This is a genomic window from Parendozoicomonas sp. 2304DJ65-17 (genome assembly GCF_058148445.1).
Genome location: NZ_JBYVJV010000013.1, coordinates 112,249 through 126,396, shown reverse-complemented (window position 1 = coordinate 126,396; position 14,148 = coordinate 112,249). Strand labels below are relative to the sequence as shown.

Below are 14,148 nucleotides of genomic sequence, written 5' to 3'. Positions count from 1 at the left end.
ACAAATTGAGAAAAAGGACTTTACCCAAACAACTCTTTAGCACCAATAAAATTATCGGTAAAGAATCCATCAATGCCTTTGGCAGCCATAGCTTTCATATCGTCAAAGTTATTGATGGTGTAGCAGTTCACCTTAAAAGCCCGTGCGTGGGCTTGCTCAACGAACTCTTGGGAAGTGTTTTTCCAGTTGGTATTGATAGCCACGCATTCGAGTTGCTCTGCAGTATAAATCACTTCATCGGTGTAGCAGGCACCAGTGAAGTTGTTCTCCACAGTATCGATTAAAGTCTGCCGTTGCTGTTCGTCCTGAATATGTTGCTGGGCGACAGCTGTCAGAGACTCAATATCGGTATATTTGGTGAGCATAAAGGCTTCTTCAGGGTAGTTGAAGAATGTCGCCCACTGCCCTTCCAGCTCAGGTACCTGTTGGGCAAGCGGTGCCCGCTCAACGGCACCAAAAAGAAATGCTCGCTCAATATCCGGGTGCACTTCTTTCATAACCGCCAGTTCATCGGGGCTGAACGAACTGATAAAGAAACCCTCATTGTTAAGTCGGCCTGAGTCGAGCCATTGCTTCATAAGTTCAGCACTGGCTTTACCGGACTCTTCACCCTTCAGTTCGAGATGCATAACTGGTCGTTGATCGACAGGCGTTTCCGCCATCAAAGTAAACATCTCTTCCAGCGTAGGAATGCGGTCGTGGCCGTTTTCTGTTTTGCCGGCGTAAAGTTCAGCGATTTGTTGGTAGCTGGTTTCCCGAACCAGCCCTGTACCAGTTGAGACTTCCGCTAGGTCAAGGTTGTGAACAATAACGGGAACACCATCGGAGGTGACCTGTACATCAAACTCGATAGCTGGGGTGTTTTCTTCGATAACCTGTTTGAAGCAGCGGATCGTGTTCTGGTTAAAGTTTGGGTAGCTGCATCCCCGATGGGCAATGATCAGGGGCGTGGTATTTGGTTTGCTTTCCATGGTCTTTCTGTTGATTGAGCGAAATGGCCGAATTGTAAGGTTTATTACCAGAAGGCTTCGTTGAGCAGGAGCAAGTTACCGAACCAGAACAAATTCATGACAGTGAAGTTCGAGCTGTTTTGCTGGGTTTTTGCTAAAGTTCGCCGATTCATGCATTTTTCTGAGACAGACATTGACTACCGAAAACCAGACTCCGCAATCCGAAACCGGCTCTACTGATACCGAAGTTACTATCAACCGGTTTTCTGATCTGGATCTCCATGAGCGTTTGCTCAAGGGGCTGGACTCTCTGGGCTTTGAAACTCCAACAGAGGTACAGAGCAAAACCATCCCCCAGGCCTGTACCGGAAAAGACCTTCTGGTGAGCGCAGAAACCGGCAGTGGCAAAACAGCCGCTTTTATCCTGCCTATCCTGAACAGTTTCCTGAATAAAGAAGCTCCACGTTCTGCGACCCGGGCACTGGTTCTGGTACCTACTCGCGAGCTTGCACGGCAGGTTCTTCAGCAATGTGAAGCTTTGGGTAAGTTCACCTTTATTGACGCCGGCATGATTGTTGGTGGTGAAGATTATAAAACCCAGATCAAACTGCTGCGCAAGAATCCGGAGATCCTGATAGCCACACCTGGTCGCCTGCTGGAACATATGGGGCGCAAAGAAGTTGATCTGTCTGATCTGGAAGTTCTGGTTCTGGATGAAGCTGACCGCATGCTGGATATGGGCTTCAATGAAGATGTTCTGAAAATTGAAGAAGCCTGTAAGAAGGAGCGTCAAACCCTGCTGTTTTCTGCCACTCTCAAGCAGAAAGGCATGCGCCATGTGATTAAGCAGGTTTTGAAAGAAGAGCATGAAATCCTGCTGTTGAGTACGGCTCAGGATCAGCATGGCAGCATCCGTCAGCAAATCATGCTGGCTGATGATCCTGCCCACAAGACTCGTATCGTGACCTGGCTTCTGAAGAATGAAAAATTCCAGAAAGCCATTATCTTTACCAATACTCGAGAGCAGACCAATGCTCTCAATACCATGCTGCGCAAAGAGCAGGATTTGCGAGTGAGCGCACTGCACGGTGAAATGATCCAGCCGGATCGTAACCGGGTGATGATGCTGCTTCGTGAAGGTAAGGTGAATATTCTGGTTGCGACTGATGTAGCCGCTCGCGGCTTGGATATTCAGGGTGTTGATCTTGTTATCAACCTGGATATGGCCCGTAACGGTGATGATTATGTACACCGTATTGGCCGGACAGGCCGTGCCGGGCAGGAAGGCACAGCGATCAGCCTGATCGGACCGAATGAATGGAACCTGATGTCTGCAATCGAGCGTTACCTGAAGGTACGCTTTGAGCGTAAGAACGTGAAAGAGGTTGAAGGTAGCTACAAAGGCCCGAAGAAGGTTAAGGCTTCTGGCAAAGCTGCTGGCAAGAAGAAAAAGAAAACTGATGCGCCAAAGAAAAAGTCCAGACCAAAGAACAAGAAGGCAACCGGGCAGCGCAAAGCGCCATCCCGTAGTTCTTCTGCTGGCGTGGATACAGGGTTTGAACCACCAAAGCGTAAGAAAGTGCCCGTAACCGAGTAATCTCAGTTACAGCTGGCTCAACCACAGTTTACGTGGTTGAGCTTACCTTCCTCAGTTCTTCAACTAGCTCCGCCATTTCTTCTTTGTTTCCAATACTTATTCGCAACCAACCCGGTAAGGCTGAGTAAGTGCGAAGCAAAATGCCTTTCGCATTAAGGTTGTCGTATAAAACTTCTGCCTGTTCAGCTTCGAAGATAACGAAATTTCCATGAGAGTTCAGAACCTTTCCAACAAATGGCAATTCTCCTAAAGCTTCAACCAGTTGCTGGCGCAGGATATTCAGCTCACTCACCTGCTCTTTCATACGACAAATGCCTGAAGTGCTGAGTGCTTCCTCGGCAACAGCACTGACCGGAACCGGTACAGGGTAAGGCGCAATAACCTTTTCCATTACTGCAATAACATCCGGGTTTGCCAGCACAAAGCCACACCGTGCGCCTGCGAGAGCAAAAGCTTTGGAAAGTGTTCGCAACACTACAAGGTTGGGAAACTTTGCCAGTTTGCTGGCAACAGTCTGATCCGGGCAGAACTCAATATAAGCTTCATCCACCACAACCACCGTATCTGGCAAAGATTCAACCAGCTCAAGTAATTGAGCTTGGCTAATGATGGTGCCGGTCGGGTTGTTGGGATTGCAGACAAATACCAGCTTTGCCTCTTTTCCCGCTTCAACAAGTTCTGCTGGCAGAGTGAATTCATCAGTCCAGGGGACAGCCTGATATTCCACGCTACAGGTCAAAGCACTGATTCGGTACATGCCATAGCTGGGAGTCAGGCTGACAACCTTATCTTTGCCGGGAACACAAAAGGTTCGAATCAGCAGTTCAATACCTTCATCCGCACCACGGGTTATCAAAACATTGTCTGAATCGAGGCCTGCATAATCTGCATAAGCTTTACGCAGGGCTGGTGGCTGGCAATCCGGATAACGGTTTGCTCCCTCAATGTTTGTGTTGTTCCAAGGGCTCTCGTTCGCGTTTAACCAGACTCGTCCAGCGCTCGCTGTTCGGCGAGCGGATTGATAGGGAACAAGTTCCAGTAATTCCGGGCAGCAGAGTTTTTCGGCAAGGTTCATCCCTGGCTACCTTTCAGCCGAACCGCCACAGCATTTGCGTGAGCATCCAGACCCTCTGCATTGGCCAGAGTTATCACTGTTTGTGAAAGCTCATCTAAACCAGTGCGACTTAACTCTTGCACTGTGTAGCGACGGCAGAAGTCAGCTAACGATAAGCTGGAAGCACTTCGGGAAGCGCCATAAGTCGGCAAAACATGGTTGGTTCCACTGGCGTAATCGCCTACAGATTCAGGAGACCATGCGCCCAGGAAAATAGAACCTGCCGCCCGTAATTTGGGTAACAGTTCTCTTGGATTTTCTGTTTGGACTATCAGGTGCTCCGGGCCGTAAGCGTTGCTGATTTGCGCAGCTTCTTCTAAAGAGTCACAGATAAATGAACGACTCTGTTTCAGGGCTTCGGCTGAAATATCTTTGCGGCTGAGTTTCTGCAACTGCCGATCCAATTCAGCATTTACAGATTCTGCAAACTTTTGGGAAAGGCATACCAACATGGCTTGGCTATCTTCTCCATGCTCAGCTTGAGAAAGAAGGTCTGCCGCAACAAAGGCTGGATTAGCCTGATCATCCGCAATAACCAGAACTTCGGAAGGTCCGGCAGGCATATCAATAGCTGTTCCTGTTTGGCTAACCTGAGTTTTCGCTTCAGTCACAAAACGATTTCCAGGGCCAAAAATCTTATCCACCTTTGGAATGGTTTCCGTGCCATAGGCCAAAGCAGCGATAGCCTGCGCACCTCCAACTGGGAACACTTGTTGAATTCCACAGCGCCATGCGGCGTAACAAATAGCATTGTTCACTGGTGGAGGTGTTGTCATAACCCGAACTTTGCATCCCGCAATTTTTGCTGGCAGAGCCTGCATTAAAACAGACGACACAAGCGGTGCGCTTCCACCGGGAACATAAAGGCCTACCCTTTCTATAGCCTCGCTTCTTAGTTCACAAACTACGCCGGGTTGAGTTTCCACAGTGACAGCCTGAAACTCTTGGGCGGCGTGGAACTTCTCGATATTGTCTATGGCTGCGTCGATAGCCTGCTTCAGTTCGTCAGAAATATTGTTGCCTCTCTGACGCAACTCATCACTTTCGATAACCAGCTGCTCAAGCTTCTGTCCATCAAACTGTTCGCTGTATTGATAGAGAGCCTGATCCCCATTTCGGCGAACATTCTCAAGAATATCTGTCACTGCCTGAGTTAAACCCTTGCCCTGAACCTGCTCAGCACGAGCTAACAACTTTTCCTGAGACTCTGCCGTTTCTTGGTTCCAGTTAATAATATCCATGATTTATCCCAGCATCTTTTCAATTGGCAGAACAAGAATGGAGCTGGCTCCCAGAGCTTTCAGTTCTTCCATGGTTTCCCAGAACAGGGTTTCTGAACTCACTGCATGCAGAGCAACACGCTCTTCGTCCTGAGCCAGAGGCAGAATGGTGGGGTGTTCGGCACCGGGCAGAAGATCAATGACCTGATCCAGTGTGGCTTTTGGCGCGTGCAACATAATGTACTTACTTTCCCGAGCCTGGATAACGCCATTAATGCGGGTCAGCAATTTATCCACAAGAGCCTGCTTTTCATCGCACAGTGGTGAAGCTGACTGAATCAATGTGGCCTTCGAGCGGAAGATAACGTCGGTTTCTTTCAGGCCATTAGCTTCAAGGGTTGCGCCGGTACTGACAAGGTCACAAATGGCATCTGCCAAACCTGCACGGGGAGCAACTTCCACAGAACCTTTCAACATACAGTCGCTAAAAGAGATGCCAGCCTGTTCCATATAGCGAGCCAAAAGGTATGGATAGGACGTGGCAATTCGGGAGTTAGTCAAAGACTCCGGGCCGGTGTATTCCATATCTTTATCCACAGCCAGCGAAAGGCGGCAGCCACCGAAGTCCAGTCTCCGAAGAGTGGTAAAGCTGGCCGGACGCTGTGTAGCTGTGCGCTCCAGTCGCTCTTCTTCCAGAACGTTCTCGCCAACAATGCCAAGGTCCACGACACCATCCATCACCAGACCGGGAATATCATCGTCCCGCACACGGAGAATATCGATGGGTAGGTTCTGGCAGTGGCTCAGCAAGCGCTGGTCTTTCAGGTTCAGCTTAAGGCCAGAACCTTTCAGCAGGGTGGCGCATTCATCTGCCAGACGGCCGGACTTCTGAATTGCGATTCTGAGTCTTTGTTGGGTATTTGTTGTGCTTGTCATGTTTCAGTCCTCTTAAACGAAAAAACCTGGAGCGCTTACTCCAGGTTTTTTGAATGTTTGGGTCTGAAACCAGACTTCTTACACTGGAGGGCGCCGTTTATGCAGCAGCCTTCCAGCGAAATGCCAAAGGCTACCGCTTGGAATGATGGTGGTGATGGTTAGCAGTAAACTTCAGCATTGTGAGTGTTCCTTTTAGTGGAAACGCCTGTTTGTTTGCGTTTCTAAAACGGTTTAACGCAACCCTAAGGGAGTGAAGAAAAAAAAGCAATGTTGAATCACTAACGCGCCCGTTAGTGATTCTGGCGTTACAAAGCATATTTTTCTTATTGGATTGGGATATAAATATCCGTCCGCAGGTTTTCAGGCTTGGTTCGTCGTGGATCACGGTTTTTGTGTTCCATAAAACAGGGGCAATCTCGAAGCTGCTTACCACTCTCAGGTAGCCATTCCCGGTAAAAGGCCGTAAAGGACTGAGTCATCTCTTCATATGGCCCTCGATGAGTGAAGCAGGCGTACTGTCCGCCAGAGATAGTCACCCTTTTTAAATCACCTAGATCCTGGCTTTTGGGATCAATGGTGAGACAGGCATCGTACCGCAGTTGTTCTGGCGTTGTGATTGTAGGGTTGTCATGTGAGATACCTAGCGATCGTACGCTGGCATCCATAAGGCTATTTCCATAAGCAAAGGACATGATTCTCTGCCATGCACGACTGGCGGCTTCGTTGTAAGGGCCGGTTTCCCGGGCACTGACAACAGCTATATCATCAATTTTAACGATGTTTACTTCCATGTCTGGTACCTCTACTGAGGGTGGGAGTGGAATAGGAGAAAGGTTTATAAGGTGCTCACGTACATCGCTGGGCGTACAGCCGTACTGGTTTTTGAATGCCTTATTAAATGCTGAAGGTGAGTTGTAACCACTAGCAAGAGCGATATCTGTCACACTGTTACTGCCATAACGCAGGTGCTTAACGGCGCGCTCCAGCAGTAGGCGCTTGCGATAGGCATAAATGCTTTCGCCAGAATAAGCCCGAAATATTCTGTGGAAGTGATACTCCGAAAAACAGGCCAGAGCTGCTAAGTCTGTAATGTTGATGCTGTTATCCAGATTCTTCTCGATATAAGCGAGAACAGAATGCAGTCGTTCAGAGTATTGTTTGCTTGCCATGAGTTATCTCAGCATTTGCCTTCCACGAAATATTATGTGGAGAGGTAGAGTGATCGCTTTTCCATTCCTGCGCAGTCACTCAAGTTTTTATCGCAAATAGTTATATTAATAACGACTAAACTATATAGGTGGCATAGTCATCGTGGATGCTGTTTGTGTAAGACATTTGCTGCCATTACTGCGTTAAGGAAAGCAGAGGGGGAGTGGCAATGTTTATACAGGGACGTATTCGACCATGGTTGTCTGCTATTTTGGCAACAGCCCTTCTCAGCCTTGTTCTATCAGGCTGCAGCACCTCTCCGTTACCCAGTGGACACAAACGCAGTTTCACGGCTTGGACTAATTTCGGTCAGGCTAAAAAATCGTACGACAGAGTTGTTATAGGAAAAACAGATTATCGGGAACTCAAAGAACTTGGGTTTGATCCGTTTTCAGTGCCGAATGTAAAACGGTTGACCTATCTCGATGTTATCAACCACTTTATGCCAAACCCCTCTATTGAGGTTGAACAGCTGGCACCCGGGCTGCAGCAATGCATTTATGCACGTGAAAAATGTTATGGCATAGAAGCCTGGCCAAAAGTGAAGCGTAAAAAACGTTATGGCAACACCGCTCTAGATTTGATGAACTTCCAGAAGCAAACAGAAATATCCGGTTGGGAGTTTCGAGCCATCGTCGTATTGGTAAATAATAAAGTTGTGTTCAAAATCTGGAGTGGTACCCCTAACATTTTGGAGTACAACGATGAGAGTAATCCTCTGGGGCCTTTGCAGGGGGCCAGCGATTATTTTCTGGATTAACTTTACCGTCTAAAGTTACCCCTCCACCCTCTTTCCCTTCTGGAAATGTATGAAGTTTTCCGCTTTTCTTTTGTCTTTGATAATTCCCATGTTGGCAACAGCCTCTTCACCTGAAACCTGCGGTACGAAAATAGTTGTTGGGCCAACAGTTTATGTTCGTATAGAAGAAGCGAATCTTTTGTACCTTGCCCGAACTGATACCGGTGCTACTTCTGTTTCATTACATGCTTGGGACCTCCAGATCGATAACCCGGCTAAAGAGATGAAAGACAACCTTGGTAAAACCGTGCGTTTTAAAACGGCTAATGAAAAGGGGCAGCAGGTAACCGGGCGGGCCAGAATCGTAGACACCGTTAAGATTCGTTCCAGTAATGGCAGTGAGCGCCGGTATGTGGTTGAGTTGACTGTTACTTACGGTGAGAGTCGGAAGGTGGTTGAAGCCAATCTCAGTGAAAGGGAAAAGATGACCTATCCTTTGCTACTTGGCAGGAACTGGTTGGCTGGTAATTATCTTGTTGATGTGGAATTGCCTGAGTTTAAACCCTGATTTTCGTGGATGTTGGCACGTAAAATCACGCTCTGTGACTGACGAAACCGGTTGTGCTGTGTTAATGTACGCAGCTTGTTTTCGGAGCGTTTCATCACATCACTGTTGCGCCGACAGGATCGGGTTATGAGATTCAGTGTCTTCTTGCAGGAAGCTCGGTTACTCACAATGAATACCAATAATACCTACCCACCACGAATGTCTGGCACCTGCCGGGTTTATATCCGAAGCCCCCGGTTATTACCTGAAGTTAAATTAGAAGGATTTTCATCATGTCTGTGCTGAAGATGACCGATCTCGATCTGTCCGGGAAGCGAGTGCTTATTCGGGAAGACCTGAATGTTCCGGTGAAAAATGGTCAGGTGACCAGTGATGCACGTATTCTTGCTTCCCTGCCCACCATTAAGCTGGCTCTGGAAGCTGGTGCCAAAGTGATGGCAACTTCCCATCTGGGTCGCCCTACCGAGGGTGAATATGATGAAGCGTTCTCCCTCAAACCGGTTGCTGATTACATTGGTAAGCTGCTGGGTAAAGAAGTTCGCCTGATTAAAGACTGGCTCGATGGTAACTTTGAAGTGGCCGCTGGCGAGCTGGTTATCCTTGAAAACGTGCGCTTTAACGCCGGTGAGAAGAAGGATAACGAAGAGCTGTCCAAGAAGATGGCTGCTCTGTGTGATGTTTACGTGATGGATGCCTTCGGTACTGCTCACCGTGCCCAGGCTTCTACTCACGGTGTTGGCAAGTTTGCAGATGTTGCCTGTGCCGGCCCTCTGCTGCAGGGCGAACTGGATGCTCTGGCCAAGGCACTGGACGCTCCAGCCAAGCCAATGACCGCTATTGTTGGTGGTTCCAAGGTTTCCACCAAGCTGACTGTTCTGGAGTCTCTCTCCGAAGTGTGTGACCAGCTGATTGTTGGTGGTGGTATCGCCAATACCTTCCTGGCGGCCGCTGGCAAGCCTGTGGGTAAGTCTCTGTATGAAAAAGATCTGATTCCTCAGGCTAAGGCTCTGATGGAGAAGTGCGATATCCCCCTGCCTATCGACGTGGTTGTAGGTAAGAACTTTGATGAGAACGAGCCAGCCGTTGTGAAGATGGCTGAAGACGTTCAGGACGACGAAATGATTTTCGACGTTGGCCCCAAAACTGCCGAACTTTTTGCCAATATCCTGAAAGATGCCCGCACGATCGTGTGGAATGGCCCGGTTGGCGTATTCGAATTTGATCAGTTTGGTGAAGGTACCAAGGCACTGTCTCTGGCTATTGCCGAATCTCCAGCCTTCTCCATTGCTGGTGGTGGTGACACCCTGGCTGCTGTGGATAAATATGGCATTAAGGAACAAGTGTCCTACATTTCCACCGGTGGCGGCGCCTTCCTTGAGTATGTTGAAGGCAAGAAACTGCCTGCTGTAGCCATGCTGGAACAGCGCGCAGGATAATTTCTAAGGGCAGGCCGTTACAAACGCCCTGCCCTTTTTTGTGTATTGCTTGAATTTGTTAACAGGAAAAGACATATGTCTCAGAAGATCCTCGACCTGGTAAAGCCGGGTGTGCTTTTTGGTGACGATGTACAGAAAGTTTTCGAAGCTGCCAAGGCTGGCCAATTCGCACTGCCTGCGGTGAACGTTGTTGGTACTGACTCTGTAAACGCTGTACTGGAAGCTGCGGCTACTGCCAAGTCTCCGGTCATCGTGCAGTTCTCCAACGGTGGCGCAACTTACTTCTCCGGCAAAGGCCTGAAAGAAGAAGGCCCTAAGGGTGCTTTGGGTGCTATTGCTGGTGCCAAGTACGTTCACGCTGTTGCTGAAGCTTATGGCGTTCCCGTAATTCTGCACACCGACCATGCTGCTCGTAAGCTGCTGCCATGGATTGATGCGCTGCTGGCTGCCGGTGAAGAGTTCTACGAGCAGAACGGCAAGCCTCTGTTCTCCTCTCACATGATCGACCTGTCTGAAGAGTCCCTGGAAGAAAACGTTGGTACCTGCGCCGAGTACATGGAGCGCATGGCCAAGCTGCAAATGACTCTGGAAATTGAACTGGGTTGCACCGGTGGTGAAGAAGATGGCGTAGATAACACTGGTATGGACAGCTCCATGCTCTACACCCAGCCAGAAGATGTGGCTTACGCTTACGAGAAGCTGAGCCCAATCAGCCATCGTTTCACCATTGCAGCTTCCTTCGGTAACGTGCACGGTGTTTACAAGCCTGGCAACGTTCAGCTGACTCCAAAGATTCTGGATAACTCCCAGAAGTACTGCTCTGAGAAGTTTGGCCTGCCTGCTAAAACTCTGAACTTTGTATTCCACGGTGGCTCCGGTTCCACTGAGGAAGAGATCAAAGAAGCAGTTTCCTACGGTGTAGTTAAGATGAACATCGATACCGATACCCAGTGGGCAACCTGGGAAGGTGTTCTGAACTACTACAAAGAAAATGAAGCGTACCTGCAGGGCCAGCTGGGTAACCCTGAAGGTGACGACAAGCCTAACAAGAAGTTCTACGACCCACGCGCGTGGCTGCGTAAGGGCCAGACTTCCATGGCGGCTCGTCTGGAACAGGCTCACCGTGACCTGAACAGCATCGACGTTCTGTAACGACGGACTGTTTAAGCTCTTTTCGGTTGCAGCGTTTGGTTTTACTAAGCGCTGCTGCTGAATCCCCGCCCTTCTCTTTATTCTCTTCTATATTTGCAGCTCTGGTTTCCTGTTACTGGAGTTGGCAGTGTCTGGTTTCGACAGTTTTGTGAAATGTGTTCCCGCCGGGATGATTCTGGCTTCTGTGTTTCTCACCGCCTGCTCAACGCCTCATGTGATTAAGCTGAAAGATGGCCGGGAGTTTATCTCCACAGGTCAGCCTGATTACGATGACGACACCGGTTTCTATGAGTTCAAAACTCCTGATGGCAGAGAGATGGAGCTGAATCGGGATTTGATTGAAAGCATCCACAGTAAATAAAACATGGCCTGACAGGGTGCGGTACAACACAGAACAAAAGTATACTTTCGGAAGCCTTTGAAACTTCTGGAAACTGACCTGTGCCACGAGCCATTCCTGACGGTGAAAAACTGGAACTGCTGCGTAAAAATATGCAGCCGCTTTCTCCTTTTCCAAAGGAGTTTGAAGATGGTCGGGCGTATTATTTGCAGGCTTACGGATTAGAGTTCTCTGATATCTCGGAGGAGATTTCCTACAGCGGTGGTTTTCTTCAGTCCGGTGAACTGAAAATTTCCTGCCACCTTTGGAGACAGGGCTCTGATAAGAGTGATAAAGGAACTGTTGTTCTTCTTCATGGTTACTTTGACCATGTTGGTCTTTACGGTCACATCATTCGCTTTTATCTGGGGCAGGGTTTTTCCGTTTTTACATACGATCAGATAGGTCACGGTTTGTCCTGTGGTGATCGTGCCAATATTGATTCTTTCAGTTCTTACACCCGCGTTCTCAGAATGTGTCTCGACTGGTGTAAAAATGCTGACCTTCCCAAGCCGTTTCATCTCAGTGGTCAGAGTATGGGGGGCGCGATAGTTTCAGAGTTTCTGGCAGGCGAGCGCTGTTCCAGAGATGAATATCCCATCGATAAGGTGATTTTGTTTGCACCATTGGTGCGACCTGTTTTGTGGCGCTGGGGGCGAATCCAATATCAGCTGGTTCGGCGGTTTATGAGCAGTGTTCCAAGATCCCGCTCAAATAATTCCAACGATCGCGAGTTTCTGGAGTTTCTTGCTAACGAGCCTTTGCAGTCACGGATTCTTCCCGTGGGCTGGGTTGGAGCTATGAGCCGGTGGATTAAAAAGATTGAATCTATTGTCAAGCCTTGTGGCTTTGATGCCTTGATCATTCAGGGGCAGAAGGACGGAACTGTGGATTGGCGACATAACATGCCGGTTTACAAGCGCCTTTATAAGTCAGTGGATGTGTTTTATATCCCGGAAGGGCAGCACCATCTGGTGAATGAAAGCGAAGAGATTCGTCAGCGCTATATGGGCTGGTTGCTGAGCAAGTTGTAAACCTCTTCGAGCTTACTTCACCAGTCTTTTCAGTAACTGGAAGGCGTTATCCATGGCATCGTGTCTTTTATCAAGGTAGCGATTGGCCATGGCTCGCATATCGCTTTCGGACATGCGGTCAAGTTTGGCTTCCGTTGTTAACTCTGCCTGCTCTAGAAAACCGCCTAAATCTTGCTTATCTCCAGTACGAACTGCATTTATGAAGTGAGATAAATCATCAATGGCATCTTCATAGGCATCATCCAAAACAGCTTTGGTCAGTGGCTGATCTTTTGGAATACTGAACAACTCCAAAGCATTATTTATATCTTGCTTAGAAGGTTCTACACGACTGGGGCTTTTTAGCGCGGAGGCTAATAATTGCTGAGATTCTCGAATTGTATTTCCTCTCGCTTTAAGAATAAGGCTGGCCATCTTGAGTTTACGATCATCTTTCATACGAGCAATGGATTCAGGAGGGAGACCTTTTGCTTCCAGTAACTCATCTGTTTTTGGTGTTTTAGCCATATCCCTAATAAGAAAACTTTGTTCTTCCTGTAGTTGTTTCATATCAGAAGAAAGCTTTTCAAGCGCAGCATCTGCTGCTGTTTTTAAAGCCTCCTTAGATAACTCCTGCTCAGGAGGAATGCCAAGAGCCTCTTTAGCTGAACTCAACTGCTTTTGAGTTATGGGAGCATTTTCGTCTTGTTTGCTCGGTACACTTGTTTGCACTTTTGCTCCGGGGCGAGGTGGAACAGTGGGCCGTTCAAATAGCGGCGGAGTTGAAGGTGCAGCAACTGGTTTATTTGAATTGGTTTGGGTAACCGGCGCAGGATTTTGCTGAGTATGGCTGCTCTGGACGTTTGTTCTTGGTTGTTGAGGCGCAGGCGTTCTGGCCGGTTGAGAGTAATAAGGATTGTGATTAGTGACTGTTAACCCATTGGAATGATAACTCTGCCCTGGCGATAGCACTGTCCACTGGGCGTTTTGGAATTGTGAGAATGCCGGCCAACTGCCCAGATTGTTTTGCGCATAACCATAGTTAGGAGCATAGTTTTGCGCAGGGGCATAGCTCTGGCTAGGCGCATAGTTCTGGGCAGGTGTATAAGGTTGCGATGAATAATGTGAGACTGTGAATCTTGGTGTTGAGTAAGTTGTATTCGGTGGAAGATTCACATACGACTGCTGCTGAGGGTATCCCGCCTGCGGTTGATTGAAATAACTTTGTGGTGGAGCGGAACGTGTGGAACGGCTGTAGATATCAACAGATACCTGCTGGGAAAAACCACCCTGATTGATAGAAACATGCTGCTGAAAGTAAGGTTGTGCAGGAACTGGCCGGACATCTCTGCCTCGATTATGACCAGAAACCGGATCGGCATTGGCGTGGACCTTGTGCCCAAAGCCCGTATTTTTTATGCCGATGGCATGTGCAATGTTAGAAAAGAAGCCCACAACAACCTCCATGTCTTTCAGGTACAACGGGCACTGACTCCTTTCAGTGTAGTTACCTCAGTATCAGCCTCCGACAAGAACAGTGGGCCAGCCCATCACAACCGTGCCGCCATGAGCCGTGGGTGACGTCATTCGGGCGGCTGGCATATTGCACATTAGAACGGTGAAACTTCCTGTCAGAATAACGTCGGGAGGGCCAACACAGATGCATGGCTGGCCTACTGTTGCTGCCGGTAAATTGCCTATCAAAACAGTGTTGGGCATTGGCATTATCGGGCCGCCAACATGGGGAATGGGAGGTAAGGCCGGTGTCTGCATGGGGCAAACATGCATATCAGTCATGCGGGCAGCGGGGAACATGGTGAATCTCTGATTAAAAG

The 14,148-nt window shown here is 48.6% G+C and carries 16 protein-coding genes; 9 read left to right on the top strand and 7 right to left on the bottom strand.

The window, feature by feature from the left end; all coding sequences use genetic code 11:
* Positions 1–20: 20 nt before the first annotated feature.
* Positions 21–971 carry a glycerophosphodiester phosphodiesterase gene (locus tag ACY2RR_RS22890; RefSeq protein ID WP_490110514.1) on the bottom strand — a complete coding sequence of 317 codons (951 nt, stop codon included), beginning with the start codon at positions 969–971 and terminating at the stop codon, positions 21–23.
* A gap of 172 nt (positions 972–1,143) precedes the next feature.
* Between ACY2RR_RS22890 and ACY2RR_RS22885 the strand changes: the two genes are divergently transcribed.
* On the top strand, positions 1,144–2,547 hold the full coding sequence (locus tag ACY2RR_RS22885) for a DEAD/DEAH box helicase (RefSeq protein WP_490110513.1): 1,404 nt from the start codon (positions 1,144–1,146) through the stop codon (positions 2,545–2,547).
* Positions 2,548–2,575: 28 nt separating this feature from the next.
* Here the strand turns inward: ACY2RR_RS22885 and hisC are convergent, their stop codons facing one another.
* The 4 genes from hisC to ACY2RR_RS22865 form a co-directional block, all read right to left on the bottom strand.
* Complete coding sequence (gene hisC, locus ACY2RR_RS22880) at positions 2,576–3,622, bottom strand: histidinol-phosphate transaminase (RefSeq protein ID WP_490110512.1); 1,047 nt, start codon at positions 3,620–3,622, stop codon at positions 2,576–2,578.
* Positions 3,619–4,902, bottom strand: a complete 1,284-nt coding sequence (gene hisD, locus ACY2RR_RS22875; protein WP_490110511.1) for a histidinol dehydrogenase — start codon at positions 4,900–4,902, stop codon at positions 3,619–3,621. The genes hisC and hisD overlap by 4 nt, the downstream gene beginning before the upstream one ends.
* Before the next feature lie 3 nt (positions 4,903–4,905).
* Entirely contained in the window at positions 4,906–5,817 is a 912-nt protein-coding gene (gene hisG / locus ACY2RR_RS22870) for an ATP phosphoribosyltransferase (protein ID WP_490110510.1), read from the bottom strand.
* A 323-nt stretch (positions 5,818–6,140) separates the two neighbouring features.
* Positions 6,141–6,986, bottom strand: coding sequence for an AraC family transcriptional regulator (locus ACY2RR_RS22865; protein ID WP_490110509.1), 846 nt, complete (start codon positions 6,984–6,986; stop codon positions 6,141–6,143).
* Between the two features lie 209 nt (positions 6,987–7,195).
* Here ACY2RR_RS22865 and ACY2RR_RS22860 point away from each other — a divergent pair, with 209 nt between their 5' ends.
* From ACY2RR_RS22860 to ACY2RR_RS22835, 6 genes are all read left to right on the top strand, one after another.
* Positions 7,196–7,786: a hypothetical protein gene (locus ACY2RR_RS22860; RefSeq protein WP_490110508.1), complete on the top strand. Its 591-nt coding sequence runs from the start codon at positions 7,196–7,198 to the stop codon at positions 7,784–7,786.
* Positions 7,787–7,835: 49 nt separating this feature from the next.
* Positions 7,836–8,333 (top strand): ATP-dependent zinc protease family protein, encoded by a 498-nt coding sequence (locus tag ACY2RR_RS22855; RefSeq protein ID WP_490110507.1) that lies wholly within the window; start codon positions 7,836–7,838, stop codon positions 8,331–8,333.
* A 272-nt stretch (positions 8,334–8,605) separates the two neighbouring features.
* Positions 8,606–9,769: a phosphoglycerate kinase gene (locus tag ACY2RR_RS22850; protein WP_490110506.1), complete on the top strand. Its 1,164-nt coding sequence runs from the start codon at positions 8,606–8,608 to the stop codon at positions 9,767–9,769.
* Between the two features lie 75 nt (positions 9,770–9,844).
* Entirely contained in the window at positions 9,845–10,921 is a 1,077-nt protein-coding gene (gene fbaA / locus ACY2RR_RS22845) for a class II fructose-bisphosphate aldolase (RefSeq protein ID WP_490110505.1), read from the top strand.
* Between the two features lie 127 nt (positions 10,922–11,048).
* The gene (locus ACY2RR_RS22840) at positions 11,049–11,282 is read left to right on the top strand and encodes a YgdI/YgdR family lipoprotein (protein WP_490110504.1); all 234 of its coding nucleotides are present in this window, start codon (positions 11,049–11,051) and stop codon (positions 11,280–11,282) included.
* Between the two features lie 80 nt (positions 11,283–11,362).
* Positions 11,363–12,334, top strand: a complete 972-nt coding sequence (locus ACY2RR_RS22835; protein WP_490110503.1) for an alpha/beta hydrolase — start codon at positions 11,363–11,365, stop codon at positions 12,332–12,334.
* Between the two features lie 12 nt (positions 12,335–12,346).
* On the opposite strand, the gene ACY2RR_RS22830 is transcribed toward ACY2RR_RS22835, so the two are convergent.
* Positions 12,347–13,045 (bottom strand): hypothetical protein, encoded by a 699-nt coding sequence (locus tag ACY2RR_RS22830; RefSeq protein ID WP_490110502.1) that lies wholly within the window; start codon positions 13,043–13,045, stop codon positions 12,347–12,349.
* A 477-nt stretch (positions 13,046–13,522) separates the two neighbouring features.
* On the opposite strand from ACY2RR_RS22830, the gene ACY2RR_RS22825 reads away from it, so the two are divergent.
* The gene (locus ACY2RR_RS22825) at positions 13,523–13,894 is read left to right on the top strand and encodes a hypothetical protein (protein ID WP_490110531.1); all 372 of its coding nucleotides are present in this window, start codon (positions 13,523–13,525) and stop codon (positions 13,892–13,894) included.
* Here ACY2RR_RS22825 and ACY2RR_RS22820 read toward each other — a convergent pair.
* A complete protein-coding gene (locus tag ACY2RR_RS22820) occupies positions 13,832–14,032 on the bottom strand; it encodes a PAAR domain-containing protein (RefSeq protein WP_490110529.1) in 201 nt (66 codons plus the stop codon). The genes ACY2RR_RS22825 and ACY2RR_RS22820 overlap by 63 nt on opposite strands.
* Between ACY2RR_RS22820 and ACY2RR_RS22815 the strand changes: the two genes are divergently transcribed.
* Positions 13,974–14,141 (top strand): hypothetical protein, encoded by a 168-nt coding sequence (locus ACY2RR_RS22815; RefSeq protein WP_490110530.1) that lies wholly within the window; start codon positions 13,974–13,976, stop codon positions 14,139–14,141. The genes ACY2RR_RS22820 and ACY2RR_RS22815 overlap by 59 nt on opposite strands.
* Positions 14,142–14,148: the final 7 nt, after the last annotated feature.

Coding starts and splice junctions, on each gene's coding strand:
- ACY2RR_RS22865 (WP_490110509.1), bottom strand. CDS start 6,986: ATGGCAAGCAAACAATACTCTGAACGACTGCATTCTGTTCTCGCTTAT.
- hisC (WP_490110512.1), bottom strand. CDS start 3,622: ATGAACCTTGCCGAAAAACTCTGCTGCCCGGAATTACTGGAACTTGTT.
- ACY2RR_RS22860 (WP_490110508.1), top strand. CDS start 7,196: ATGTTTATACAGGGACGTATTCGACCATGGTTGTCTGCTATTTTGGCA.
- hisG (WP_490110510.1), bottom strand. CDS start 5,817: ATGACAAGCACAACAAATACCCAACAAAGACTCAGAATCGCAATTCAG.
- ACY2RR_RS22820 (WP_490110529.1), bottom strand. CDS start 14,032: ATGCCCAACACTGTTTTGATAGGCAATTTACCGGCAGCAACAGTAGGC.
- ACY2RR_RS22855 (WP_490110507.1), top strand. CDS start 7,836: ATGAAGTTTTCCGCTTTTCTTTTGTCTTTGATAATTCCCATGTTGGCA.
- ACY2RR_RS22815 (WP_490110530.1), top strand. CDS start 13,974: ATGCATGGCTGGCCTACTGTTGCTGCCGGTAAATTGCCTATCAAAACA.
- hisD (WP_490110511.1), bottom strand. CDS start 4,902: ATGGATATTATTAACTGGAACCAAGAAACGGCAGAGTCTCAGGAAAAG.
- ACY2RR_RS22850 (WP_490110506.1), top strand. CDS start 8,606: ATGTCTGTGCTGAAGATGACCGATCTCGATCTGTCCGGGAAGCGAGTG.
- ACY2RR_RS22890 (WP_490110514.1), bottom strand. CDS start 971: ATGGAAAGCAAACCAAATACCACGCCCCTGATCATTGCCCATCGGGGA.
- fbaA (WP_490110505.1), top strand. CDS start 9,845: ATGTCTCAGAAGATCCTCGACCTGGTAAAGCCGGGTGTGCTTTTTGGT.